General features: G+C 35.3%; 42 protein-coding genes and 2 tRNA genes. All 44 read right to left on the bottom strand.

Going from position 1 to position 24676, the window contains the following annotated elements; genetic code table 11:
• Positions 1 to 103 precede the first annotated feature (103 nt).
• On the bottom strand, positions 104 to 1165 hold the full coding sequence (locus HZC47_10140; GenBank protein ID MBI5681242.1) for a type 2 isopentenyl-diphosphate Delta-isomerase: 1062 nt from the start codon (positions 1163 to 1165) through the stop codon (positions 104 to 106).
• Position 1166: 1 nt separating this feature from the next.
• On the bottom strand, positions 1167 to 1970 hold the full coding sequence (locus tag HZC47_10135) for an isopentenyl phosphate kinase family protein (protein MBI5681241.1): 804 nt from the start codon (positions 1968 to 1970) through the stop codon (positions 1167 to 1169).
• Between the two features lie 14 nt (positions 1971 to 1984).
• Positions 1985 to 2950 carry a mevalonate kinase gene (mvk, locus tag HZC47_10130; protein ID MBI5681240.1) on the bottom strand — a complete coding sequence of 322 codons (966 nt, stop codon included), beginning with the start codon at positions 2948 to 2950 and terminating at the stop codon, positions 1985 to 1987.
• A 67-nt stretch (positions 2951 to 3017) separates the two neighbouring features.
• The gene (locus tag HZC47_10125) at positions 3018 to 3857 is read right to left on the bottom strand and encodes an MEMO1 family protein (protein ID MBI5681239.1); all 840 of its coding nucleotides are present in this window, start codon (positions 3855 to 3857) and stop codon (positions 3018 to 3020) included.
• A 22-nt stretch (positions 3858 to 3879) separates the two neighbouring features.
• Positions 3880 to 4476: a 30S ribosomal protein S2 gene (locus HZC47_10120; GenBank protein ID MBI5681238.1), complete on the bottom strand. Its 597-nt coding sequence runs from the start codon at positions 4474 to 4476 to the stop codon at positions 3880 to 3882.
• A gap of 123 nt (positions 4477 to 4599) precedes the next feature.
• Positions 4600 to 4791 carry a 4Fe-4S binding protein gene (locus tag HZC47_10115; GenBank protein ID MBI5681237.1) on the bottom strand — a complete coding sequence of 64 codons (192 nt, stop codon included), beginning with the start codon at positions 4789 to 4791 and terminating at the stop codon, positions 4600 to 4602.
• A 37-nt stretch (positions 4792 to 4828) separates the two neighbouring features.
• A complete protein-coding gene (eno, locus tag HZC47_10110; protein ID MBI5681236.1) occupies positions 4829 to 6067 on the bottom strand; it encodes a phosphopyruvate hydratase in 1239 nt (412 codons plus the stop codon).
• Between the two features lie 29 nt (positions 6068 to 6096).
• Positions 6097 to 6270: a DNA-directed RNA polymerase subunit K gene (locus HZC47_10105; GenBank protein ID MBI5681235.1), complete on the bottom strand. Its 174-nt coding sequence runs from the start codon at positions 6268 to 6270 to the stop codon at positions 6097 to 6099.
• An 84-nt stretch (positions 6271 to 6354) separates the two neighbouring features.
• Positions 6355 to 6508: transfer RNA gene (locus HZC47_10100), tRNA-Gln, on the bottom strand.
• Entirely contained in the window at positions 6509 to 6676 is a 168-nt protein-coding gene (locus HZC47_10095; GenBank protein MBI5681234.1) for a DNA-directed RNA polymerase subunit N, read from the bottom strand.
• Between the two features lie 207 nt (positions 6677 to 6883).
• Complete coding sequence (locus HZC47_10090; protein ID MBI5681233.1) at positions 6884 to 7285, bottom strand: 30S ribosomal protein S9; 402 nt, start codon at positions 7283 to 7285, stop codon at positions 6884 to 6886.
• Positions 7286 to 7293: 8 nt separating this feature from the next.
• Complete coding sequence (locus HZC47_10085) at positions 7294 to 7722, bottom strand: 50S ribosomal protein L13 (GenBank protein MBI5681232.1); 429 nt, start codon at positions 7720 to 7722, stop codon at positions 7294 to 7296.
• A 15-nt stretch (positions 7723 to 7737) separates the two neighbouring features.
• On the bottom strand, positions 7738 to 8097 hold the full coding sequence (locus HZC47_10080; protein ID MBI5681231.1) for a 50S ribosomal protein L18e: 360 nt from the start codon (positions 8095 to 8097) through the stop codon (positions 7738 to 7740).
• Positions 8094 to 8897, bottom strand: a complete 804-nt coding sequence (locus HZC47_10075; protein ID MBI5681230.1) for a DNA-directed RNA polymerase subunit D — start codon at positions 8895 to 8897, stop codon at positions 8094 to 8096. Before HZC47_10075 ends, HZC47_10080 begins: the two co-directional genes overlap by 4 nt.
• A 1-nt stretch (position 8898) precedes the next feature.
• Positions 8899 to 9291 carry a 30S ribosomal protein S11 gene (locus tag HZC47_10070; protein ID MBI5681229.1) on the bottom strand — a complete coding sequence of 131 codons (393 nt, stop codon included), beginning with the start codon at positions 9289 to 9291 and terminating at the stop codon, positions 8899 to 8901.
• Positions 9292 to 9305: 14 nt separating this feature from the next.
• Complete coding sequence (locus HZC47_10065) at positions 9306 to 9836, bottom strand: 30S ribosomal protein S4 (protein ID MBI5681228.1); 531 nt, start codon at positions 9834 to 9836, stop codon at positions 9306 to 9308.
• 33 nt (positions 9837 to 9869) lie between these two features.
• Positions 9870 to 10325: a 30S ribosomal protein S13 gene (locus HZC47_10060; GenBank protein ID MBI5681227.1), complete on the bottom strand. Its 456-nt coding sequence runs from the start codon at positions 10323 to 10325 to the stop codon at positions 9870 to 9872.
• Positions 10326 to 10518: 193 nt separating this feature from the next.
• Positions 10519 to 10603: transfer RNA gene (locus HZC47_10055), tRNA-Ser, on the bottom strand.
• A 165-nt stretch (positions 10604 to 10768) separates the two neighbouring features.
• Complete coding sequence (locus HZC47_10050) at positions 10769 to 11731, bottom strand: RNA-guided pseudouridylation complex pseudouridine synthase subunit Cbf5 (protein MBI5681226.1); 963 nt, start codon at positions 11729 to 11731, stop codon at positions 10769 to 10771.
• Between the two features lie 45 nt (positions 11732 to 11776).
• A complete protein-coding gene (locus HZC47_10045) occupies positions 11777 to 12004 on the bottom strand; it encodes a 50S ribosomal protein L14e (protein ID MBI5681225.1) in 228 nt (75 codons plus the stop codon).
• Positions 11992 to 12522 (bottom strand): AAA family ATPase, encoded by a 531-nt coding sequence (locus HZC47_10040; GenBank protein MBI5681224.1) that lies wholly within the window; start codon positions 12520 to 12522, stop codon positions 11992 to 11994. Before HZC47_10040 ends, HZC47_10045 begins: the two co-directional genes overlap by 13 nt.
• Entirely contained in the window at positions 12519 to 12785 is a 267-nt protein-coding gene (locus HZC47_10035; GenBank protein ID MBI5681223.1) for a 50S ribosomal protein L34e, read from the bottom strand. The genes HZC47_10040 and HZC47_10035 overlap by 4 nt, the downstream gene beginning before the upstream one ends.
• Before the next feature lie 181 nt (positions 12786 to 12966).
• The gene (locus tag HZC47_10030) at positions 12967 to 13536 is read right to left on the bottom strand and encodes a DUF106 domain-containing protein (GenBank protein ID MBI5681222.1); all 570 of its coding nucleotides are present in this window, start codon (positions 13534 to 13536) and stop codon (positions 12967 to 12969) included.
• 40 nt (positions 13537 to 13576) lie between these two features.
• The gene (locus HZC47_10025; protein ID MBI5681221.1) at positions 13577 to 14134 is read right to left on the bottom strand and encodes an adenylate kinase; all 558 of its coding nucleotides are present in this window, start codon (positions 14132 to 14134) and stop codon (positions 13577 to 13579) included.
• A 15-nt stretch (positions 14135 to 14149) separates the two neighbouring features.
• The gene (secY, locus tag HZC47_10020) at positions 14150 to 15493 is read right to left on the bottom strand and encodes a preprotein translocase subunit SecY (GenBank protein MBI5681220.1); all 1344 of its coding nucleotides are present in this window, start codon (positions 15491 to 15493) and stop codon (positions 14150 to 14152) included.
• Between the two features lie 27 nt (positions 15494 to 15520).
• Positions 15521 to 15958: a 50S ribosomal protein L15 gene (locus HZC47_10015; GenBank protein MBI5681219.1), complete on the bottom strand. Its 438-nt coding sequence runs from the start codon at positions 15956 to 15958 to the stop codon at positions 15521 to 15523.
• A 65-nt stretch (positions 15959 to 16023) separates the two neighbouring features.
• Entirely contained in the window at positions 16024 to 16482 is a 459-nt protein-coding gene (gene rpmD / locus HZC47_10010; GenBank protein ID MBI5681218.1) for a 50S ribosomal protein L30, read from the bottom strand.
• A 9-nt stretch (positions 16483 to 16491) separates the two neighbouring features.
• On the bottom strand, positions 16492 to 17133 hold the full coding sequence (gene rpsE / locus HZC47_10005; GenBank protein ID MBI5681217.1) for a 30S ribosomal protein S5: 642 nt from the start codon (positions 17131 to 17133) through the stop codon (positions 16492 to 16494).
• The gene (locus tag HZC47_10000; protein MBI5681216.1) at positions 17133 to 17714 is read right to left on the bottom strand and encodes a 50S ribosomal protein L18; all 582 of its coding nucleotides are present in this window, start codon (positions 17712 to 17714) and stop codon (positions 17133 to 17135) included. The genes rpsE and HZC47_10000 overlap by 1 nt, the downstream gene beginning before the upstream one ends.
• A 16-nt stretch (positions 17715 to 17730) precedes the next feature.
• Positions 17731 to 18177 carry a 50S ribosomal protein L19e gene (locus tag HZC47_09995; protein ID MBI5681215.1) on the bottom strand — a complete coding sequence of 149 codons (447 nt, stop codon included), beginning with the start codon at positions 18175 to 18177 and terminating at the stop codon, positions 17731 to 17733.
• Positions 18178 to 18402: 225 nt separating this feature from the next.
• Positions 18403 to 18738: a 50S ribosomal protein L32e gene (locus HZC47_09990; protein ID MBI5681214.1), complete on the bottom strand. Its 336-nt coding sequence runs from the start codon at positions 18736 to 18738 to the stop codon at positions 18403 to 18405.
• A 13-nt stretch (positions 18739 to 18751) separates the two neighbouring features.
• Entirely contained in the window at positions 18752 to 19285 is a 534-nt protein-coding gene (locus HZC47_09985) for a 50S ribosomal protein L6 (GenBank protein ID MBI5681213.1), read from the bottom strand.
• A gap of 9 nt (positions 19286 to 19294) precedes the next feature.
• Positions 19295 to 19678 (bottom strand): 30S ribosomal protein S8, encoded by a 384-nt coding sequence (locus HZC47_09980; protein MBI5681212.1) that lies wholly within the window; start codon positions 19676 to 19678, stop codon positions 19295 to 19297.
• 18 nt (positions 19679 to 19696) lie between these two features.
• A complete protein-coding gene (locus HZC47_09975) occupies positions 19697 to 19849 on the bottom strand; it encodes a 30S ribosomal protein S14 (GenBank protein ID MBI5681211.1) in 153 nt (50 codons plus the stop codon).
• Between the two features lie 51 nt (positions 19850 to 19900).
• Positions 19901 to 20407, bottom strand: a complete 507-nt coding sequence (locus tag HZC47_09970) for a 50S ribosomal protein L5 (GenBank protein MBI5681210.1) — start codon at positions 20405 to 20407, stop codon at positions 19901 to 19903.
• Positions 20408 to 21136 carry a 30S ribosomal protein S4e gene (locus HZC47_09965; protein ID MBI5681209.1) on the bottom strand — a complete coding sequence of 243 codons (729 nt, stop codon included), beginning with the start codon at positions 21134 to 21136 and terminating at the stop codon, positions 20408 to 20410.
• 1 nt (position 21137) lies between these two features.
• Entirely contained in the window at positions 21138 to 21491 is a 354-nt protein-coding gene (rplX, locus tag HZC47_09960) for a 50S ribosomal protein L24 (GenBank protein MBI5681208.1), read from the bottom strand.
• Positions 21492 to 21501: 10 nt separating this feature from the next.
• Positions 21502 to 21900, bottom strand: coding sequence for a 50S ribosomal protein L14 (locus tag HZC47_09955; GenBank protein ID MBI5681207.1), 399 nt, complete (start codon positions 21898 to 21900; stop codon positions 21502 to 21504).
• Positions 21901 to 22221 (bottom strand): 30S ribosomal protein S17, encoded by a 321-nt coding sequence (locus HZC47_09950; GenBank protein ID MBI5681206.1) that lies wholly within the window; start codon positions 22219 to 22221, stop codon positions 21901 to 21903.
• Positions 22222 to 22225: 4 nt separating this feature from the next.
• Positions 22226 to 22510 carry a ribonuclease P protein component 1 gene (locus tag HZC47_09945; protein ID MBI5681205.1) on the bottom strand — a complete coding sequence of 95 codons (285 nt, stop codon included), beginning with the start codon at positions 22508 to 22510 and terminating at the stop codon, positions 22226 to 22228.
• Positions 22511 to 22602: 92 nt separating this feature from the next.
• The gene (gene yciH, locus HZC47_09940) at positions 22603 to 22908 is read right to left on the bottom strand and encodes a stress response translation initiation inhibitor YciH (GenBank protein MBI5681204.1); all 306 of its coding nucleotides are present in this window, start codon (positions 22906 to 22908) and stop codon (positions 22603 to 22605) included.
• Positions 22909 to 22913: 5 nt separating this feature from the next.
• The gene (rpmC, locus tag HZC47_09935) at positions 22914 to 23120 is read right to left on the bottom strand and encodes a 50S ribosomal protein L29 (GenBank protein MBI5681203.1); all 207 of its coding nucleotides are present in this window, start codon (positions 23118 to 23120) and stop codon (positions 22914 to 22916) included.
• A 40-nt stretch (positions 23121 to 23160) separates the two neighbouring features.
• On the bottom strand, positions 23161 to 24204 hold the full coding sequence (gene rpsC / locus HZC47_09930; protein MBI5681202.1) for a 30S ribosomal protein S3: 1044 nt from the start codon (positions 24202 to 24204) through the stop codon (positions 23161 to 23163).
• Positions 24205 to 24672, bottom strand: a complete 468-nt coding sequence (locus HZC47_09925; protein MBI5681201.1) for a 50S ribosomal protein L22 — start codon at positions 24670 to 24672, stop codon at positions 24205 to 24207.
• Positions 24673 to 24676 lie beyond the last annotated feature (4 nt).

Here is a 24676-nt window from a genome sequence, read left to right as displayed (position 1 = left end):
AATCCCCAAAAATTCCATGAATTTTTGAGAGGTTGATTAAAAATATCCCTAATTCTAAGTTAATTATATTATTATGAAAATTTAAGCACTAAAAACCTTTAAATCATTTTTTAAAGCTTCTTTGTGCATATTTTTTAGTATTAAATCCTCTTTCTCTAAGCCATTCGCCTGTTTTACCTCTTATCACGAGGTCACATTTTCTTAGTTCTTTGATGTTATTTGCACCAACAAGAAACATTGCTACTTTAAGAGACTCTTTAAATTGTTCTATTCTTTTAATAATTGTTTCTTGGCTTATGTAAGCATCTTTAAGTAGAGGCAATGCCATTCCTACAACTTCGGCACCTAATGCTATGGCTTTAGCTGCTTCAAGTCCAGTTCTTATACCTCCAGAGGATATAACAGGAACTTCAACTGATTCACATACTTCAACTGTACTTGCTGCAGTTGGAATTCCCCAATTCCAGTATAAATTTCCGAGATATTCATCTTTAGCTCTGTATGTTTCTACAGCAGCCCAGCTTGTGCCTCCAGAGCCTGCAACATCAATTGCTGCTACTCCTGCTTCTTGAAGAGCTATTGCATCTGTTTTGGAAATACCTGCACCTGTTTCTTTTGCTATAACAGGCATGTCAACTATTTCTACAGTTTTTTTAATTGATTCAATGTATCCACGCGCATCTATATCTCCTTCTGGCTGGATAGATTCTTGTAATGGATTTAAATGGATTGCCAGTGCATCTGCATCTATCATTTCTGCTGCTGCTTTTGCATATTCAATCTGTGGTGCACCTATATTTCCTATTATAACTGCTGAAGGAGCATTTTCCCTTACAACACTATAAGTTGGGATTAATTCCGGATTTTCCACTGCTGCACGCTGACTTCCAACTCCCATCCCAATATTTTGATTATCAGCTGCTTTTGCAAGATCTCTATTAATGGATAATGATGCAGGATGGCCTCCAGTTATTGCAGATATAATTAATGGTGCATCCATTTTTTTTCCAAAAATTTCTGCACTTATATCTATTTTTTCTTTATTTAGTTCAGGAATAGCTTTGTGGATGAGTTCTATGTCCTCAAATCCAGTAGTCTTTTCCCTGTATTCAACATCACAGTTGGCACATAATAATAAATGCTCCAATTTTCTGTCCGAAGTCATGTTATACTTCCTTTTCTTTTTTAACTATTGTTCCTATTCCTTTTTCGTGATTCAACGCTTTTTTTATTAGGCCATTTCGACCTGCATTTAAAATCTCGGATTCAACTCCAATTTCTGCAAGTTCTATTAATTCCATTAGCTTTCCTTTCATCCCACCTGTAACATCAACATTTAATGAACCTTCTGTGGCTAAATCATCACAGGATGTGACTATCTTCATTAGTTTAGCATCTTCATGCTTTTTTGGGTTTTTATTGTATATCCCATCAACATCTGAACCTAAAATAACTCTTTCAGGTTTTAAATTTTCTCCTAAATATTTTATTATCTGATCTCCAGATAAAACACATATTTTAATGGATTCATCCAGATCAGGGACTACATCTCCATAAATAACTGGAACAAATCCCATATCTAAATATTTATTAATTAAATCCAGATTACAGTGGTGTATTCTCTTATTTTTAGTTATAATAAATGATGATGGTTGAATTGATACTGTTAAAACTCCGTTTTCTCTTAAACTATCACATACGATGGTGTTTAATTTTTTAACCCAGCTTTGGGTAATAGAAAATCCCATCTTTTTTTGTTTGAAATCTTCTTCATCTTGAATTTCAGCACCAATTTCATATTCTTTAGCATATATATGTCCAAATGAACCGGCACCATGCACAATTATCAGTTTATCAATTGATGAGCTTGCTATTTCCCTTGCAATTCTATTTAAATTTTCATAATCAATAGTAGGCTCCTTTGCCTCTTTTTTTGTTATTATACTTCCGCCAAGTTTAAGGATAATCAATTATAATCAACCTCTTATTCTGAAACTGTTACTTTGACTCCTTCTTTGGATATATCTGCTTTTAAAGCCCTATCTGTTTCTTTAAATACAGATATTACTTTTTCTAATCCTTCTGGGCAGTATGCAATTATACTGCCTCCTCCTCCAGCTCCTGTAATTTTTGAGCCGATTGCTCCTGCATTTCGCGCATTATATACCATATTTGAAAGTTCTTTGGTATTTACACCCAGAGCATCCAGAAGTCCATGGTTTATGTTCATTAGTTCTCCAATTCTCTTTTTATCATTAGTAATGATAGCATCCTTTGCATTTAAAGTTACAGTTTCAATTGAATCTATTACTGGATTAATAATTTCTGGATAGCTATTTTTTCTTATTCGCACTGCTTCAATAAGTTTTCCTGTGTTTCCTCTTGAATTTGTGTATCCTATAACAACAGGGATATCTTGATTGACATTTAATTGTACAATATCTTTAGCATCTTTTTCAAGATAAATTAAGCCACCATACGTACTTACAGTGGTATCCAGAGGGCTTGCTGCTTTTTGAATTTCTAATTCAACCTCATGAGAATATTTAGCTATTTCTTCTTTCTTTAAATCCATATTATTATATTTAGATACTGCTGCAATAGTTGCAACAGTTACTGCTGCTGAAGAACCGAGCCCTCCACCTATAGGAATATCTAAATCAATATATATATCTAATCCCGAACCATCATGCACTTTTTTAATTGATGCTAATATATATTTTAAAATGCCTTTTTTTGGTGAATCTGAAAGTATATTATTATTTTTAAAATCAAGATAACCTGATAATTTTAATTTATCCACATTTACATAAATTTTATTATTTGAGTTATCTGAAACTTTTACATGGGCCTTTTTATTTAAAGCCATTGCAATAGCAGGTTTGCCATAAACTACGGCATGTTCTCCAAAAAGAATTGCCTTTGCAGGTGCAGATGCTATTACTTGCATGAATTCACCATTTAATTATAGTAATTTCTAAATAAAGATTTAATGTTAATTTTTTAGATTAATTAGTTTACCAGAACATAGCTGATGCATATCCAACAACTGCACTTAAATCTCCAGTTATATCTCCACTTGTTGCATATTTTAGTATTTGAGATTCCCTCGCTCCAAGTTCTTTTGAAGCTATAATAGTTGATGCTACAGGGCCATAACCACACATAGTGATATTTCGTTCCATTATTCTTTTAATCATGAGCTTTTCATCCATAGCTTTGATTGCATCCAGCACGTAACTGTCATTTTGATTTGCAATGTTTTGTGGCTGGTAATGAGTCATATCTGAGCTTGCAATCACTACTATATCCTTTTGAAGTGTTTCTGCTACATTTTTAATGGATTTACCTACGTCATAGGATGTTTCAATGTCCTGCATCCACATGCTTATAGGTACTATTTTGAAATCTTCGCTGAAATACTGTAAAAAAGGGATTTGAACTTCCAGGCTATGTTCCTGGATATGGGCGGATATATCAGAATCAATGATTCCTGCATCTTCCACTAATTCTCTTGCAAATTCTGTATCTATTTCTACATTTCCAAGTGGTGTTTCCCATTCACCTTCAATCATTGTGGATATGGCTGATCCCAATCCATTATGATTGGGGCTCAATATTACAAATGTTTCTGGAAATCCATCTTCCGCGAGTTTACAGTAAGAATGTGCTGCTACAGGTCCTGAATAAATGTAACCTGCATGTGGCACCATCAATCCTTTTATTTCTCGTTTAGTTCCAACTGAAGGGATTTTTCCAGGGCCTAATCTATGTTCAAAACACCATTCAATCTGTTTTTTTAAAGAATCATGATTTTCTTCATAAAAAATTCCTGCAACTGCAGGTTTTCTTATCATTAAATCACTGCCTCTTCCATTTTTACATTTTTAGCTCGAAATCAGCTGGCTGGATTTCGAGGTCTTCATCTTCGCCTATTATTCCTTTTTCCCTTGAAATTTGCCTTGCAAGTAACCAGTAAACAAGTGCTATAGCTTTTCTACCCTTGTTATTTACAGGCAATACTATGTCCACATTTCCAAGTAAGTTTTCTGTGTCACATAATGCAACAACAGGTATTCCTATCTGTTTTGCTTCAATAATAGCTTGTAAATCAGATCTTGGGTCTGTAACTACAAGTACTTTTGGTTCTATGAATTTACCATAATTTGGATTGGTTAATGTTCCTGGTATGAACCTTCCAGGTATTGTTTTTGCACCAGTTATTTGTCCAAATTTCTTAACAGGAGCCTGTCCATACTGTCTTGTTGATACGACCAGTATATCGTCTGCATCGAATTTTGCAAGGAATTTTCCTGCTGATTTAATTCTGTCGTTTGTTGTTCTTACATCTAAAACATATAGGCCATCTGCTCTTACTCTGTATATGTAACGTTCCATGTCTTTAGTTTTTTGTTGAGTTCCAATGTGTAAACCTGCTGCTAAGTACTTGTCTAGCGGTATTAAAAGTTCTGACAAATTAATCACCTCAATATTAATAATTTTAAAATTTAATTGTTTTTTAAGTAGTTTTATTAGTTTTTTAAAATATAGTGGTTTTTTTCCAGTATTTCAACCGGTTTTTTGAGATTTAATGAGAATTTAGTCATCCTCAACTTCTACTGCTTCAGTTGGACATACATCCATGCATACTTCACATAAGCTGCATTCTTCTTTATTTTGGATTACAATCTTGTCTCCTTCAATTATAAGAACTTCCATTGGACATACATCCACACATTCTGCACAGTCTGTACCATCGCATTTTTCGTAATCAATTGTTATTTTAACCATTTTAATATCACCTGATTTCAATTTTTAAGTTTTATATTCATATATCTCCCATTTTTGGATTTACCATTTCCTCTTCAATTCTTATAAGTTCATTTAATTTAGCGATTCTCTCTCCGCCTAATGCACCAGTCTTAATTATTGGACTTGAGTATCCTACTGCTAAATGAGCTATTGTATCGTCTGTTGTTTCACCAGATCTATGTGAGACAACTGGGACATATCCATTAGCTTTTGCAAGTTTAACAGTTTCATAGGTGTCAGTTAAAGTTCCTATTTGATTAGGCTTTATTATAATTGAGTTTGCAGCACCTAAACTAATCCCCTCTTGAAGAATCTCTGCATTTGTAACAAACAAATCGTCACCACATATAAGACATTTATCTCCAGTTTTCCGTGTAAGTTCTGCAAATCCATCAAAATCACTTTCTTGAATGGGATCTTCTACATAGAACATTTTGTAAGTGTCAATTATTTCTGCAACGAAATCTATCTGCTCTCCAATGTCTCTTTCAATGCCTTCCCTTTGGTAAACATATTTTGAGCCGTTCCACATTTCACTTGCAGCCATATCAAGACAAGGTTTTATTTCAATACCCATCTCATCGCCTATTTCTTCACATGCCTTTGATTGAATGAAAAGAGCTTCTTCATTAGTTAAGTTAGGTGCCCATCCACCTTCGTCTCCTTTTCCACCAGTGAAAGTTTTATCTTTGGCTTTTATTAATTCACCAATTTTCTTGTGAACTTTAGAATTAGCAAAAACAGCTTCTGTAATGTCTTCGGCACCTACAGGAATAATTAAAAACTCCTGAATGTCAGGCGCATTTTCACCTGCGTGTGCTCCGCCATTTATCATGTTTCCTAGAGGATATGGAATTTCATTTTTCATATTTCCTCCAAGGAATTTATATAATGGCATGTTATATGATGCTGCAGCAGCTTTTGCCGTTGCCATAGAAACAGCGACTATGGTGTTACCACCTAATGAAGATAGAGTGGGAGTGCCATCTATTTCTTTTAAAACCATGTCTATATCAGTTAAGTCTTCAGCGTCCATACCAATAAGCTCAGATGAAATTATATCTTCAACTTCACTTATTATTTTATCAACGCCTCCTTCTGGGAATGCTGTAACTTCACGTATTCCGGTGCTTGCACCACTTGGTGCCGCAGCTCTTCCAAAACCTTTCCAGGTTACAACATCTACTTCTACTGTAGGGTTTCCCCTACTATCTAAAATTTTTCTTACACGGACGTCTTCAATAATACTATCCACAAAAACACCTCTCTTGGAAAAAATAATGGTTATTTTTTAATATCAAGAGGAATTAAACCTTTTTTAAGTTCTAAAGTTGCAATATCAATCGGATCTAATGGCTCATCAACTTCTATCATAGGTTTTGCTCCTGTTGATAGTTGAAGAGCTCTTGCACCAATAAGTCTTGCTTTTTCAAACCTTGTTAATTTTTTAGATGGCATAAAATCTTCTCCTTTTAAAGATCCAAAATTTGAATCTTAAGTTTTATCATACTAATGTATTCTAACACCTTTTATCGATAAAGATGGGGCTGCCGAGATTTGAACTCGGGTCTCCAGCGTTCCGGTGTGACCATCCCCGATCCAGTTGAAAAAACACCTAATATTATAAGATTTTATTAAAAAACATTGATATTTCACTCAATGGCTGGGAGGATGGACCAAGCTACCCTACAGCCCCTCACCATACTTCAACATGAGTGATCAACATTCTTCTACAACAATATTTTGTAAGTCCAAGATCATCAAGGACTTCCTTGGGATTTTCCCCATCTGCTACCCTTTTTGTAAATTCATCAAAATAGGCAGATACAACTTTTCCACAACTTATACATCTTACAGGAATCATGTTAAACCATCTTAATTTTTTAAACCATTTTTTTAAAATTTTAGAAACCCTCTCAAAATCCTATGGATTTTAGAGCACAAACGCTTTGAGTTTGTAAGCTCTTTTTCCTCGGCCACAAAAATCATAGATTTTTGAGGATTTGAAAGTATCTTCTTGCGTTTCATATAATTTAAAGGTTGTTTTGCAAGAAGATTTAAAATATTTAGGTTATCTGTAACTCTTTTGCCTTCTGGCTCTAGCGCCTCTTCCACCATACTTCTTAGGTTCTGATCTTCTTGGATCTCCTACAAGCATAGTTCTATCGTACTGTGTGAATTTTTCTTTTAAATCCATGTCACTTGTCCATTGGATGATACCTTTGGCTATGACCATACGAGCTGCTTCAGCTTGTCCCATTACGCCCCCACCAACAACATGGACATCTATGTCTAATTTGTTGGCGATATCTCCAGCGAGTATAATGGGTTCTGTTATTTTAAGTCTTGCAAGTTCAGGGTCATAAAGTTCTACTGGACGTTTATTTATTCTGATTCTTCCTTTTCCTTCTCGGAACCTGCCTCTTGCAATTGCAGTTTTCCTTTTTCCGCTTGTGTGAATTACTTTTTTCATTATCTCACCTATACTTCAAACTTTGCACCCAATAATTTGGATAGTTTTCCAAGCTCTATGCTCTTTTTAATGTTTCTTGGCTCAGCTTCAGGTACTTTTGAGAGTTCAACACCTTCAAATTCTTGTGGTATTCCCACATAAACTTTTAAACCTTTGAAAGCTTCTCTTCCTGTTGTTTTTCTGTAAGGTATCATTCCCCTTACTGTTCTTCTAAAGATATCATCAGGTCTTCTAGGGTACTTTGGCCCCATTTTCCTTGGATTTGATATACTTGCCCTATCAAGTCTTTGTTTGTATCTTGCGTATGCCCACTCCTTTGTACCGGAGAGTATAACTTTTTCGGCATTTAAAACTATTACTTCCTCACCATTAAGAAGCTTTTTACTTACGCTACTTGCAAGTCTTCCTAATATGAGTCCTTCTCCATCTATAATCATAAATACACCTTCTTTTTACTCAATTATCCTTATTTTGCTTCCTTTTGGATTTTTATCGAGTATTCCTGAGAAATTTAAACATTCTCCACCTGCAGCAGCTATCTTTTCTTCAGCTTTTTTTGAAAATCCAAGAGCTACAACATCAACCTTATGATTAAGTTCACCGCTTCCAAGGATTTTTCCTGGAACCAGAACTGTCTCATCTGGAGATGAATGTCTGTTAATTTGTGATATGTTTACCTCTGCATATCTTCTATTTGATCTTTCAAGTCTTTTTGCAACATCCTTCCATATTGCAACGTCTTCTTGATAGGACTTCTTTTTAAGAGTCCCTATAAGTTCGATAAGTTTAGGATTTGTTTTTGTAAGTTTCATTTCTTAGATCCTCCTTTACAAAATGCTACAATTTTCTCCGATTTCTCGCTTAATATATCACATGCATCCCGTAAAACATCTTCAGGAGATAATGACCCGTCTGTTTCAATTTTAAATATGAATTTACCTTCTTGAGCATCGACATGAATTACATTCTGTTCACATTCTCTCATGCAAGTTTTGCACATGGAACAGTTTTCAGAATCAATTATGATGATTTCATTTGCTTTCTCATCATAGTCTAACACGTTCCTTGGACATTCATCTACACATTTTTTGCATGCTTCACACTTTTCATCTATTGTGATTAATGAATAATATTTATAGGCGCATGTTGTTGTAGGCTGCCATTTTGCGTGTTCTACTCCTTTTCCCAGATTTGCTGTAGCTTCAAGCTCTACTTCTTCCCCTTCTTTAAGTTTTAAGAGAGGTATTGTGTCATATACTGGTTTTATAGCTTCATGAGTTGAAGTTAAATCTCCAGAATAAACCACTTTCGGTCCTTTTTCTTTTAAAACAAGAGATACACTACATAGTGGGCAATTATTGTTTTCACAGTCACATTCTGATACAGGTATAAACGCTTCAGTATCTGTTTCAAGAGGTACTAATCCTAATCTTTGAGCTAATACTTCATCGAATAATGCTGAATCGTTTCTAATTATTGAAACAGTTTCTATGGCCATTGTTGGAACTTCAACAGTGCATATTCTCCTTATTGCATTAATAAAGGATATATCTACACCATCAACTATGAATGTAAGTTGATTATCGTTCTTTTCTTTAATGTCTATCTCCATTTTAGACCCTTCTTCCCCTCTTACCTCCAGGTCTTCCAGTACCATCGTGAGGAATTGGAGTTACATCTTCTATTTTTCCTATTCTAATGCCTGCTCTTGCAAGAGCCCTTATTGTAGCTTGTGCACCAGGTCCTGGAGTTCTTGGTCCATTTCCACCAGGTGCTCTCACTTTTATGTGCAGCCCAATTATTCCTTTTTCTTTTACATCGTCTGCTGCTCTTGAAGCAGCTTCCATAGCTGCAAATGGGGATGACTCCTGTCTATCTGCCCTTACAACTTTTCCACCAGACCACTGCGAAATGGTTTCTGCACCAGTTACATCAGTTATGGTTATGATTGTGTTGTTAAATGAGGAATATATGTTAGCTACACCCCATTTTTCTTTTTCTGCCATTTTATCACCTTTTATTAGGCCTCTTCAGTGCCTTTACCTTCGGTTCTTGCTTTGTATTGTTTTTCTACTGATGAAGATTGGTAAAATCCTATTAATTCTTCTTCGCCTCTTTTTACCATATAGCTTGGTGAATCCAGTTTCTTTTCATTTAAAGCTATGTGTCCATGTATAACAAATTGTCTTGCTCCCTTTGCAGTGGTTGCAAGTCCTTTTTTGTGTACCATGGTTTGTAATCTTCTTCTTAAAATATCTTCAACAGTTAAGTCCAATACATCTTCCAGTTTTGATTCTTCCCCTAAAATACCGAGCCTTACAAGGTGGTTTACCAAATCTTGTCTTTCTTTAATTGTCTGCTCAGTTTCCATCCCTAAAAGATGTCTTGCATCTCTTCTGTATCTTTTAACCATGGTTTCTGCTTTCCAAACTTCTTTTTTGTTTCTTAAACCATATTTTTGAAGAAGTTTGTTCTCTTCTTTTATTCTATCAGCATTCCATGGATGAGGGGGTGTATCATATTTTTTTCTTGCTTTTCTTGGATGTCCCATATTAATATCTCCTTCCGCATTATATTAAATAAATTATTGTCGTCCTCTTCTCCTTCTAACACCAACAGATGATCCTTTTCTGAAAGTGGATTTTGTCCTTTGACCTCTAACTGGGAGTCCAACTTCATGTCTTCTTCCTTTGTAACTTCTAGTCTTTTTTAATCTGTTTAAATCGTCTCTCAACATCATCATGAGATCAGATTCTATTAAGTGGACTGTTTCACCTGTTTCATAATCATTACGTCTGTTTAACATCCAGTCAGGGACATCATGTGATTTAGGATCTCTTATAGCTTCCTCGATTTTGTTTACTTCCTCATCAGGTAAATATCCAATTTTTTGGTTTAAATCAAGATCCATAGAAATACCTATTGCTCTTGATAATGCTTTTCCTACACCTTTTACTCCAGCAAGAGCATTTTCAATGGTTTTATTACCATCTATATCCTTTCTGGCAATACGAACCATGTGTTTAAAATCTTCTTCCATTTTTTAACCTCCAGTAAGAGCAAATGCCTTTACATTCTATTTTTATTAAATTTGTGCGATTGATTTATTTGTGCATATTAAGCAAGTATTTTTGTGTTCAGTGTTTTGGACGCGTGAATACAAATATAAACCTGCTTCAAGCGCCCTCGAAAACAGAATTTTCGGGGCGCCAAAAATTCTCTGAATTTTTGAGCGCCGGGACTGGGATTTGAACCCAGGCGGAGCAAAGCTCCACAAGATTTCCAGTCTTGCGCCTTACCTGGCTAGACTATCCCGGCATCTGATTAATTATTTTATATTATGATTATCAAGCACAAATGCTAGACACAAAATGTATGTTCTTAAACATTTAAAAGCTTATGGTAACAGATCACATGCCTAATTGTTATTTACATGTTCAAATCAATCCAATGATTGGAAGTTATTTTGAAAGAGTAGTTTTTTTACTTCCACATCTTAGGATATGTATCCGGTTCCATGAAAACTTTATTTATATCTATCATTATGCCTTTACTTGCTCTGTATATTTCTTCAGATGTTTTTAGACTTTCACCTGCTGCAATCAGCTCACCTTTTAGCGTCATCACCGCAACAGTGTCTCCTTTCTTAATATTATCTTCAATACTTATAATTCCGCCAGATGCAAGGTCTGCACCATGACAAATAGCATCCACTGCAGAGTCTCTTATAACAATTTTTGGAAGATTTTCAACAGCTTTCTCCACTGGAAGTATTGCTTCTCTAAGGAATGATTCATCATCCTCCTCCTTCCAGATATGATAAGCATCAGTTACATCTTGAAGAGTTTTTAGAGTATCATCCTCTTTAAACGGTCCAGAAACTGTTCTTCTTAGTTCTGCCATGTGTGCACCTATTCCCAGTGCTTCACCAATATCATGGCAGTACTTTCGTATATAAGTCCCACCTTCACACCCTATTTTAAATAGAACATCCTGACCATCAATTTCAAGGATATTTGCATAGTGTATCTTCCGAACTCTTAATTCTCTTTTAACAGCAGATTTAAGTGGTGGTGTCTGAAAAATCTTTCCTTGGAATTCATTTAATATATTTTTTATTTTGCTTTCAGATATTTCCTCATGCAGCCTCATAAGACATACATATTCTTTATCTGCACCTAATAAAAGTTGAATAACTCTTGTAGAATAATCCATACCTATAGGTAAAACTCCTGTGACTCGAGGGTCTAAAGTACCTCCGTGACCAGTTTTTTCTACACCCAAAATTCTTTTTACCCATGAGTCTATTTCATGGGATGTGGGGCCTGAAGGTTTATCGAGATTAATTATCCCTCTTTTTATATGATCCTCTATTGGTCTTTCATATGGAAAGTTCCCATAGTTTGGATCAGTTTCACCTTCAGCTTTTATAAGTAAATCTACCATTAAATAACCCTTAAACGTTGAAATTGCTATCAACGCCCTATATTTTTAAGCTACTGATTCCAGAGCTTTTTTAATTTCTTCTACGTTGTCTGATTTTACTTCAATAATTTCATCAACTGGCTCTAAATGTTTGATGTTGCATCTTCTGTTTTTAATATTTGTTCCTACAACTTCAACAAATTTATCATCGATAATTTCGACTATAACACATTTTTCGCCTGCTTCTCTTCCTGAAATCTTTACACATACTCTTCCTACTTCTATTGCTGGCATGAAATCACCTCTACTGCTTTTAATATGATATCTGCGACGCTTTCTGCATGAAAATTCCTTGTGTTTATGATTACATCATAAACTTCCATATTTCCAATATGGATATTGTGAATTTCATGATATCTTTTTGCTTCGCTTTCACTTCTTTTAATTATTTCTTCTTTGACAATTTCGTATGGTTTTTCTTCTCTTTGACTTATTCTTTCTGTTCGAACATCAATTGGAGCTATAAACCATATTTTAAGGTCAGATTCTACAAAATAGGCAGATAGCCTTCCTTCGACAATTAAATTTTCTTTATTTTTAGCTATTTCTGCTTGTCGTTTGTCAATTTCAATGTCAATATCTTCATTTTCTTCAGCGAACTTACTAAATTCCAGAATATCCATATTTTTTTCTGCAGCCATCTGGCGAAATATATCACCTGCTGAGATATATGGAATATCCATTTTTTTTGATAGGATTTTAGATGCTGTAGTGGTACCACTTCCAGCTAATCCACTGATAGTTATAATCATTCCCTTGCCCCTTGCTTAAACACTTTTCGTGTGCATTGTGGGCAAAGGTTTCCACCATAAGGCCTGTTTGGCCTTTTTTTAGATTTGGAAAGTTTTCCTATTTGGTATGGTCTTCCCCTTGGAACTCCATGAAGAAGTTTACCGCATTCGGCACAAATATGCTTGCTGGGCTTTTTCTTCTTGTAACGTAAAACCGTTTTTCCTCCAGGGGTTTTTTTGAATACTCTTTTATATGATCTAGATCTGTATCTTAATTCAGGCATTTACATCTCTCCTACTTCTTTAAAACCCTACAGAAATTCTACGAATTTTAGAAAATACTAAGTATTTTCTAACTCCCAAAAACCGAAGGTTTTTGAGGATTTCTGGGGCACCAAAAATCTACGATTTTTGGGAGTTTAATTTTGACACTTAATGAGTCCATGAAATTGAAATATAATGGAGTTACATTCCTCCGCCACTTTTAATTCCCATTAGTTTCCTGAAAAGCATTGAGAACCCAAATGAACATAATATGTACCATCCAAGCCATGTGATTGACATTTCAGGAGCTCCAGGTATTGTCCCCCCATAAAATGGGAGTGCATGCCACAATGGAACTAAAAGCGCGTAATAAGCAGTTGCTGGTAAATTAACAATCATTGAATTTAATAATGAATTTTGGGATATCCACCAAAATATGATAATTATAGGAAGGAATGTCACTATCATCGGTTTAAATGACATTGTCATCATTTCTTTCTGCAAACCCATGAATTCCATCTGTTTTTTTTGCATTTTCTCTAATGCTTTTGGATCATTTGTTTTTCTGGCTTCCATCATCTCTTGCTGGAAATCCTTCATTTCTTTTTGAAGGAATAGAAGCCTGTCTTGATCTACAAGAACTTTTTGTGCAACTGTAGTTATAAGTGATATTACAACACCTATTATCAATATAGCCATAAGTGGACCCATATATTGTATAAAAGGATTTAAAGCAGCATTTAGCGGACCCCATAATATTTCAAGTACCATTTTGTTTTCCTCTTCTCTTAAAGTTTTATTATTCTATAAGTCATTTTAATGTGTTTACCATGTCTTCAACTGGCTCTTCAAGCCGATTATCATGATTTTTAATGATTTTTACAGTAGCACCTGTAAGTGTAGCATAAGCCATTGCAGCTGAACGGTTCATTTCTTGATGAAGTCCAATATCAATTAGTTTCTCCATATCTCTTGTTCTAGTCTTATCGCTTAGCCTTCTAATCAGGATTTCATCATTGTCTGCTTCAATTAATATGAACATGTCTGGTTGAAGCTCATCTAATACCCATTTTGGAAGTCCAGGCAAAAAACCAGCAGGTGTTTTAATAGTACAATGAGTATCCACAATTATATTATTTACTTGCGACATCTCTCTTATACTTTTTGCAGCATTCTTTTGAATTTCTTTTTGTACATCTGGAGATAATGTCCTTAAAGCATCTCTATCTTCAACAATACCCTCATCTTGGGCTATCTTAATCATAACATCTCCATAATTCACATTTATGTAATTAAGATTTTCAAGTGCGCTATTTAGTACTGTAGTACTTCCTGATCCTGGAATTCCTGCAATTACAACAACTTTCATTTTTATCCCTTCTAATTAATCACCTAAGAACTTTCTGAGCATTGGGTGCATGTCCATTAACTGTTCTTGAGCTATTTCTTCATATAATCTGTACACAATACCAACAGTAAGTAGAACACCTGTACCTCCGCCTAATGCACCGGTTAAATCTGCACCAAAAGCTAAAAGACCAACAAATGCACCACCAAGGATAGTTATAGCTGGAATATATTTCTTTAATATTCTTTCAAAGTGTGTTTTACTGCTTCTATGTCCTGGAATTTGCACTCCCATTCTGTGAAGATCTGCAGCGACCTTTTTTGGTCCTATTCCACTCATTTCCACCCAAAGCCATGCGAAAAGTACACATAATGCTGTAAACACAACTCCATAAATTGCTACTTTTATGGGGTCTGTAAGCACTACACTTAGGCTGGATGGGGTTGATAAATAATATGCAATTCCACTTACAGCTTGGCCTTGAGAAATTGTCCCCAGAATAGGGAAACCAATTTTCTGGAATAAACCAGCGAATAATGCCACATTCATAAGAAGTGCACTAGTCAAAATAACAGGCATATTACTTGCATAAATAAATCTTAGGGGATATTTTCCTCTTGCTCCTTTTACCCCACCATAAGAAAGAGGTATTTCGACCCGCATACTTTCAGCGTATACTACTACTAGGAAAACAATAATAGTAGCAAGTACTGGAATGAGTATGCTGAAATCAGGAGCTCCTGTAGTTAAAAGATATATAAACTTAGGAATTGCTCCTGCAGGTACTCCTGGTGATGTTGGAGATGCAAGGAAGTTAAACGTTCCCACAACTATTGCCTGTGATACTCCTGCAACAATGAAGAGGCCTACACCACTTCCAAATCCCCATTTTGATACAACTTCATCTAAAAATATAATGAGGATTCCACCAAGAGTTATTTGAGCTATAAGAATTGCTGCAAGTTCTGGTGCTGATGGAGGAAGTAAACCTGCCAAAACCATTACTGCTGCTTCAAATAAAGTAAATATTATAGCAAGGAGCTTTTGAGTGCCCTGGAACAAAGCTTTATCCTCATGTCTTGAAAGATCCAGATTCAATATTTTTCCTCCAACTAAAAGCTGGAGAATAATGGATGATGTTACTATAGGCCCTATACCCAAAGTAATAATGGAACCAAATTCCCCTGCAAGTACTGCCCTTAACTGCGAAAATTGGTCAACAGCAGTTGGACTAAGCCCAAAAAGGTGGATATTAGCAAGGACAAAATATAATATAAGAATTATACCTGTCCACTTGAGTTTATCCTTAAAAGGCTGTCTGTGTTGAGGTGACTTGACTTGAGGAATCCATGAAAAAATTGGCTGTAATTTTTCAATCAATGAGCTTCACTCCTTGCCTTAAATACATTATAAAGTTACTATTTCTCCGCCAGCTTCCTCTATTTTTTGTATTGCGGAACTGGAGAATTTAGGAGATTTTACTATTAAAGGCCTGTTTACTTTACCTTTTCCTAAAACTTTATTGTAACCAAGGTCTGTGACGTTTATTTCAATTGCGCCATTTTTCTTTAAAGCTAAACCCTGATTTACTAATTCTTCTGATTTTTCATCTAAGTAATCTAAATTAACCGGATTGAATTTTAAAATACTTCGTGGTGGTCTTTTAAATCCATATTTTCCGAAGTGTTTTGGATCATATTTAACGGTCCATGTCCATTTACTTTTATGGAGACCTGCATTTCCTCTTCCACCTCTATGGCCTGCTCCTCTTCGTTTTTTAGAACATCCGCCACCAATGGTTCGTGATCCTCTCAATTTCCTTATTTTTTTTGTCCTTCTTATCATCGTTATTCCCTCTTGAAAGTTTCATCAAATTCATGAAATAAGAGTTTTTTGATCTTTAAAAAATATTAGATCATCTTTTTTATAAGATCTCCTATTTTATCTCCTCTGTAACCTAAACTTCCAGATTCTACAAAAGTTTTTTTAATGTCTTCGTATCCTTTTCGTGGAGGGTGAAGTCTAAATACTGGTTTTATTCCACTATCTTCCAGTTTAGCACCAGAATCTACTACTGCCTTTGAAAGTTCTTCTACTGAGGAATAATCTGTATTTTCCTTTAGGTAATCTTCAGTGACTTTAATGTTACCAGCTAATTTTCCTCTTTTGGATATAATTTTAGCCACTGTTTCAGAGTCAATTTCTCCCCAAGTTATGTAATCTTTGGCTTTTTGAAGCATTCCTTGATAACTAGGGTTTTCTTCGATTAAGACTGCATGATTGATTCTTGTAAGTTTTAACATGTCAAGTGTGTCTGCAATGTCCTTTTTAATCCCTGTCCTACCTCTTACTCTTATTGCTGCAATCATGTTATCACCTTATACTGCTACTCCAAGATTTTTAAGGTCAGATTTTGTTGCTTTAACTTTGCTTAAAGTTTTCAAAGCATCAAAAACAGCGCCTGCAAAGTTTATGGTTGTCTGTGTTTGGCCCATTGTTTGAGACCATACATCATCTATTCCTGCAAGTCCTAAGATAGTTTTTCCAACATCTCCTATTGCAAGACCAACTCCACCTGGTGCTGGGATTAATGTTACTCTTACACTGCCTTTTTTCCCATCAACTTTAAATGGTACGGTGTGTTCTCTTCCACATACGCATCCCCAATCACCACAGCCTCTTCTGGCTTTGATTATATTAAATTTAGCGTTATCAACAGCTTTTCTTATTGCAGGACCTACTTCTTTGGCTTTTCCCTGTCCAAGACCTACATATCCGTTTTTATTTCCAACTGCGACAATTACTCTGAAGTTAACTTTTCTACCAGATTTGTGCATTCTCTGCACGAGGTTTACATCCATTACTTCTTCTTCTAAATCAGGTAGGAGTTTATCAACAATTTCAAGTTCCATTATAGGAAGTCCTTTTTCAAAGATTTCATCTATATCAGTTATAGTTCCGTCTTTGACCAAATGTCCCAAATTAGTTTTAGGCTCCCATTCTTCTTTATTATAATTCATTATGATCCCTCTTCACTTATTTTCTGTTTAATTTTTTCAAAATGGTCTGGGAGATCTTTTGGGGATAATCCATTCTTTATATATTGTGAAAATTTCTCATTAAGTTCTTTTTCACTTAAAGATTCTGCATATTGTGCTACGTGTTCCCCTCTTATCCTTTCATCTGTAGGTAAGACTGAATCGCCATGAGGAATGTTTAGTCCAGCATCTACTGCTCCTTTTAATACAGCAAAAACCTTAGTGCCTTTTGTAGGTGATTTTAAACCAATATCTAAAACAGCTGTGTCTACATCATCTTTTAAAGCTTTTTTAGCGCATAAGAATCCAGTTAAATATGCTGCAGAGCTGTTTTTTGTAGATCCAAGCCATCCCATTTGTTTAAGTTCATTGGAATGTGCTGAAATAATTGTTTCATCTCCTTCTGGAGCTACTTTTATTATTTGAGCAATTACATGATTGTTTGTAATTCTTACAACCATCCTTGCTTTTTCTAAATCAATAAGCCTTAATCGGGCCCCATAATCAGTTTTACCTTCTCTTCTTCTCTTAAATGCCACTTTGTATCTTGATCCGTGTGCCAATTAAATTCCTCCTTATCTACCTGAGCAGGCCATGATCCCTTGCATAGGTTTTCATGTAGGATTTGCTTCTGAAAGCGCCACCCTTTGCCATCCTATAGAGCTTTCTGTAGGTAGTTTTGTTTATCTCCCTGTTTTCTCTCATATCCTTTAGATCAGTTCTTAAAGCCCTTATAGTAGTCATCCATGCTTCTTTCTTTGGATTTTTAGCTCCTTTAGCTCCTTTAGTACTACCTTGACCTTTTCTTCTTCCTTTTTTCTTCTGTGCAGCAATTTTCTTTGATCTATAGCTGCTTATGCCAGTTTGAGGCTTAGCTCTTATGGCTTTATCATCAATTAATTGTTTTACGTTTTCACGAGTTATGGCTCTTGATACTTCTTCTGTTCTTTCAGGATCTATCCATACCCTGTTTTCCCCGACTTTGAGTATATCTGCGGCCAATCTCTTTTGAGTAGTAAGATTCATTAAGAAACCTCCCTTCAACCTCTTCAAAAAACCTATAGAACTGTCAATAATTCCTTGAAATATAGATTTTAAGCCATTATATACAAGTTTATATTTATTGAAAGTTTTAGAGCTTTATTTTTGAAAGGCTGATCAAAATTTACCTTAATTGGTTTTTTTGCGATTAAATTGCAATTTATATTTGTGTGTCAGATTTTACTGACTTAAGCACTCTGCATTTAGTACTTAAACTCCCTTATTTAGAATCTTGATCCCTAATTCTTTTGCTTTTTGAAGCATAACTTCTTTTTTCCTTTTTCCAACTGTAGCACTAATTCTACCGGCTTGAACAGATGGATCCAGGTTTTCAAGTTCGTTTAGGTTGCGGACAAGTACATCTCTGTATCCTGATGGATGGAGCCCTCTTGTTACTTTTGGAGATCCGTAGCCTATTGAAGGCATTGCGGGTTTCCCTTTTTCGTATCTTCGGGTTTTACTAGTTTTACCTCTAGCCTTTCTCCATTTATCCCCAAGTTTCTTGTATCTAAACCATTCCTGTCTTTTGAAATTTGGTTTTTTCATATTGTCACCGCCGTTATTCCCGACTTACAAGGTATATTCCGTCTTGGAACACCCTTGGATCTCTTCCCTTTATTTTTGTAGCTTGCTCTAAGTTAGCTGCTGTTTGTCCAACTTCTTCTTTGTTAGCACCTGTAACGATTGCTTCTTCACCTTTTATCTGGACTTTAGCGTTTCCTACAATTTTTGCTGTTCGCGGGTATCTTTCACCGAGGAAATTTTCTATTATAACTTTATCCCCTGCAGCTTTTACAGTCATAGGGAAGTGAGCATAAACTATTTTCATGTTATAAGTAAATCCATCAGTTAATCCTATAATCATATTATCAATATGGGATTTTATAGTTCCAAGCATTGCTTTATCTCTTTTTTTAGGAAAATTACTTTCTAAAACAATTTTTTCATCTTCCTTTTTAATGACAATATTGGAATGCTTAAATTTCCTTGAGAGCTGTCCCTTTGATCCCTTCACGGTTACTTCACCATTTATGGTGACGTCGATACCCTCAGGAATCTCGATTTCTTCTCTAAGGACTACTGCTTCAACCATTTTATCACCTTAATAGACATATACTAAGAGTCTACCGCCAATTCCCTTTTCTTTTGCTTCTTTGTGAGTCATGATTCCTTCTGGTGTTGTAAGTATCATAATTCCAAAGTTTTTGGAGGGCAAGTATCTCTTTTCAAATTTTTCAAAATCGTCCTTTCCAACGGCGTGTCTTGGCTTTATAACACCGCATTTATTTATATTTCCTTCAAGTTCTACTATGAACTGTCCGGCTTTGTTGTCATCGACAAATTCAAATTCGCCGATATATCCTTCTTTTTGCATTGTTCTTAGAACGCGCCCTATCATTTTTGATGCAGGTGAAATTTTACATCTATTATTTCCCTGCATTTCATTATTTCTCATGTTAGTAAGCGCGTTTGCTAAAGGATCCATAAGCACGAATAACACCTCTTAATTGTATTTTTTAAATCCTATTTTGTGTGCGAGTTCTCTGAAGCATTGTCTGCATAACATAAGCCCGTATCTTCTAACTAATGCAGAGTGATCGCCGCATCTTCTACATTTTCTTGATGCTTTTCCGTATTTTCTTGGCAAGTGTATCACCTAAAAATTTTTCATTTTGGGGTTCAGGAAATTTACACATTTCCTGCAACCTTATTTAATCCTAACTTGGAAATTTTCCTTCATAAAGTTTATAGTTTCTTCTGAAGTTACTTTATGTTTATTATGGATTTTTTTCCTTTGGATTTTCCTTTTTTTAATTCTATAACCTGCTTTTTCGAATGTTACGGAAATATTCATTCCAAATATACCTATATCTGGATCATAGCGCATTCCTGGAATGTCTATGTGTTCTTCTATTCCAAATGAAACATTTCCTTGAGCATCGAATTGGCTTGTTTTTAATTTGTTTTCAATACCATCAAGAATCATTTTAATGGCTTTGTCAGCTTTTTCTCCCCTTAATGTAACTTTACATGCTATGGGTTGCCCTTTTCTTATACCAAATTCAGGATTTGTAACTTTAGAAAAAGTACGTACTGGTTGTTGGTTTGTTATGCTTTTAATTAAGTTCTCAGCCCTTACAAGCCTTTCTCCAGCTTCACCAACACCAATGTTGATTGTTGCCTTTGCTATTTTTACTTCTTCCATTGGGTTCATCTATTTACCTCCAGGAAGTGTGATTACAGGTTTGGTTTTACCGATTACAAAAACATACTCTTTTAATGTAAGAAATGTCTTTTTATTTTCGGTTTCTATTTCAACGGTGTTAGGCATTGAAGATTTTGTTATGTTAATCTCCTTAATTTTACCAATTTCACCAATGTGTTTTCCACCAGTTATAAGGCCAATAGTTCCTTTTTCGAATTTAATTACTTCAGATATATCCTGTTCTGGAACTTTAAGGATTATTACATCCCCTGCCCTGCATTCATCTTCACTAAGACAGTTTCTTCCATCATGTAAGTTAAGTTGAGTTTTGCCACCTTTTATAGTGGTTTTATTAGTGATTTTACAGAGTTTAAATTCTTTATTCTCTGTTGCTATTGGATAAAGTACTAATCTTCCTTTTTCATCCGGTAAAACTCTATATATACTTTCTGATTTTGGAATTTCTATTACATCCATAAATCCAACAGGGAATTTATAATCTTTTTTTACCCTTCCATCTACAAGAATTTCGCCGCTGTTTATAATTCGTTTTGCTTCTCTGGCATTATCAGCAACTTTGAGAATATCACGAACTACAAGAAGTAAAGGTAATGATTCATCTATAGCGTGAGGACCTGCATTTGGTTTTACGGTCCATTTATTTTCTTTTGGATGGATTGGCCAATGTTTTGGCGCTTTAAAACGCTTGAGATGTTTTCTAGATCCCATTATTGCCATTTTATCCCTTCCTCTCCATTATTTTATTCCTCTCTTCATCATCCAAATCAAGCTCTACTATCATAAGTTTGGATGGGTGTACAGAGTGATAAATTTGATTTCCGTCTGGTTTTTGTAATGAAGCTCCTTCAATTTGAACTCTGTATTTTTTAAGATCCACTTTTTCTACTTTTCCTTCGTGGTCTTTAAAGTCTCCACGCATTATTTTTACAGTGTCACCTTTTTTTACAGGGATGGATCTTTTTCCATGCTGTTCTCTGAGTTCTTTACTTAATGTAACACTCATTAATTTATGTCTTACATGTAATGGTGCTTTGTGAAGAAGTTTCCTTTGTTTTCTTGGTTGTTTTGACATTTTATCACCATTAAACTATAGTGCTTGCAGCACTTCCAATACTTGGCCATCTTTCAGCTGCTTCTTTAGCAACAGGGCCTCTTATTTCAGAACCCTTTAATGTACCTTCTGGAGTTATTATAACTGCAGCATTGTCTTCAAATTTAACCCTTAAGCCATCTGCTCTTCTGTATTCTTTTTTCTGTCTTACAACAACAGCAGTCATAACTTCTTTTCTCATGTCTATAGTTCCTTTTTTAACAGTAACTATAATCATGTCACCTACACCTGCGATTGCAAGTCTCCTTCTTACACCTTTGTATCCTTTAACAGATACAATTTCAACTTCCCTTGCACCTGTGTTGTCAATGCACTGGAGTCTTGCACCTATTGGTAAAACTCTTGTAACATTTGAAGTGATAGCTTTCATTTATTTGTCTCCTTTAACCTCTAAAACCACGAAATGTTTGGTTTTACTTAAAGGCCTGCATTCTGCGATTTTCACTGCATCACCTATATTTACATCAATACAGTCAGGCTTGTGAGCGGTTATTTTTGATTTTCTTTTTTCGTATCTTTCGTATTTTCTTATAAATTTATAAAAACTTCTTTCTACTGTGATTGTCCTTTCAGCTTTGTCGCTTGTAACAATACCCTCTAAAATCTGGCCTCTTACTGGAAGAGCTCCATGAAATGGGCAGTTCGGATCGTCACATTTTTCTTTAGGTTCTTGAACATCAATACCTACCATGTTATCACCAATATTTCCTGAATTTCTTTTTTATCCTATCTTCAGGGCGAGCAATGATAATATTGCCATCTATTTCTACAATAATGCCCTCAGGCAAATTAAAATGAAAAGTTGCAACTCCCTTGGGAACTACTTTCTCAGTTTCGTCCTCTTGTTCAATTTTGATGGTGTTTTTAGTCTCATCAACAACTTTTCCTTCTATTCCTATGAATCCATCATGAGTACTATTTACAATCTTAACAGGGAGTCCTATTAGCTCATGTTGGAATATATTCTTTGGAGTTATCATTTTTCGTGTTTGAAAGTCTTATTTACTTTGTTAGCAGTTTAATAGCTTTAAACTGAGAGATTGTCTTTATTTCACTGAATTTTCTATTGAAATTATCTTATTTCTATTGTATCTGAAGAAAAACCCATATTAGCCAGAACTTGCTTGACCTTCCTTTTATGGTCCCCTTGAAGTTCAATCTGGCCTTTTTTAGCAGTCCCTCCACAGGCGCATTTATTCTTGAGTTCCTTTGTTAGTTCTCTTATATCTATATCGTGCTTATCTATACCTTCTACAATGGTCATAAGCTTTCCGAAACGCCTTCTTACTGTGTATACTTTAACTTTTTGAATTTCTCTAGCTATTTCTTCACAGACACAAAGTTCTTCTGGAAGACCACAAATCTCGCAGACTTTCATCTATTTTACTTCTCCCTCTGTTTTTCGTTCATTATGGTAAGGACACGTGCAATTGTTCTTTTAAGTTCCTTGATTTTCCCAGGATTTTCATAAACTCCTGCTGCAGAACTCTTTGAAATATTTTTTGCATATTCTGCTTTGAGTTCATCCAGTTTCTTCTGGATGTCCTCGGTTTCCATTTCACGTATTTCTTTGCTCCTTAATATTACCATGTTATTCCATCCTTTTTATATTTATGCATATGCAATATTTCTATTCTGGCTTTTTTGACTCTTCTTGTGCCTTTTCAGGTTCTTTAGAAGCTTTTTCAGGCTCCTCTTCAGGTTCCTCAATAGTTTCCTCTGCTTCTTCCAGTTCCTCACCAGATTCATCTTCAGTAATTTCTTCAGACTCAGGTTCCTCTTCAGATTCCGGTTCAACAGCTTCTTCAGATTCAGGCTCCTCTTCAACAGATTCTTCAGGTTCCTCTTCAGATTCCGGTTCAACAGCTTCTTCAGATTCAGGCTCCTCTTCAACAGATTCCTCTGCTTCTTCCAGTTCCTCAGCAATATCTTCTGCTTCTTCTAACTCTTCAGAAGTTTCTTCTTCAAGCTCTTCAGCGATTTCACTGATTTTTGTGTCCTCAATTTCTTGATCTGAAGATTCTTCAACTTCTTCTACTTCTAAAGTTTCAGAGATTGTTTCAGCTTCCGGTTCTTCAACAGCAACTTGTAGAATATCCACTTTATCAGGTAAAATCATTCCTGGCGGCATAATTCTAACATATATTCCTAAAACTCCAGGTTTTAGTTGAACAGTTGCAAATCCTTCTTTAACAAACCTTATAGATGGTTCACCACATTTTTTAATGTAACCATCATTGAATTTTGCTGTTGCTGACCTTGCACCTCTTATTTTACCAGAAATCGTAACTTCTACACCCTGTGCTCCGGCACCCATTATTCTTCTAAGTGCTGTGTACGCTACTCTTCTAAAGTGCATTCCACGCTGCAGCATTGCTGCAATTTTATGAGCCATTATTTTAGGGTTAAGTTCAGGAATGTCAACTTCTTTAACTTCTACTTGAGGATTTTCAAGTCCGTAGCCTGTTTTTAGGGTTTGTGTTATGTTTCTGACGGTTTTTCCACCTCTTCCAATAACCATTCCTGGACGTTCAGCATAAACAACAATCATTGTACCTAGAGGGGTTATTTGAATTTCCATTCCACCATAACCTGCCCTTTCAAGCTCGTTTTCAAGGTATTCATCAATTCTTGTCCTTTTAAGACCTTCTGTGACAAAATCTTTTTCAATCATTTAATTCTGTGCCTCCTCTAGAACAATCTGTATGTGGGTGGTTGGTGTGTTAAATGGACTGGCTCTTCCAAAAGCTCTTGGAGTCCATCCACGTATTACGTATCCCTTGTGGCTAGATATGTGTATTATTTTAAGATTTTCGGTATCAAGGCCTTTGTATTCAGCATTTGCTTCAGCACTTTTAATTATATCAAGAATTTGGGCTGCTGCTTTCACTGGATATCTACCAGTTGGCCAGCCTTCTAACCCTCTTCTGTGACCTACTTTTTTGTTATGCTTTTTGAAAGGAACTGCTTTTTTCATTTCAATTACGTCTTCAAGGTAATTTTTGGCAGTTTCTACATTCATTCCTCTTATTTTGTTACATATTTCAACAGAATGTTTTGGAGAGATCTTAAGGGATCTTCCAAGAGCCTTAGCTGTTTTAGCTTTATTGTCATCCGTATAAGCGTAGTTAATCTTTGCCATTGTA

The organism is Methanobacterium sp. (assembly GCA_016222945.1).
Lineage (GTDB): Archaea > Methanobacteriota > Methanobacteria > Methanobacteriales > Methanobacteriaceae > Methanobacterium_D.
This window is presented reverse-complemented; position numbering and strand designations above follow the sequence as displayed.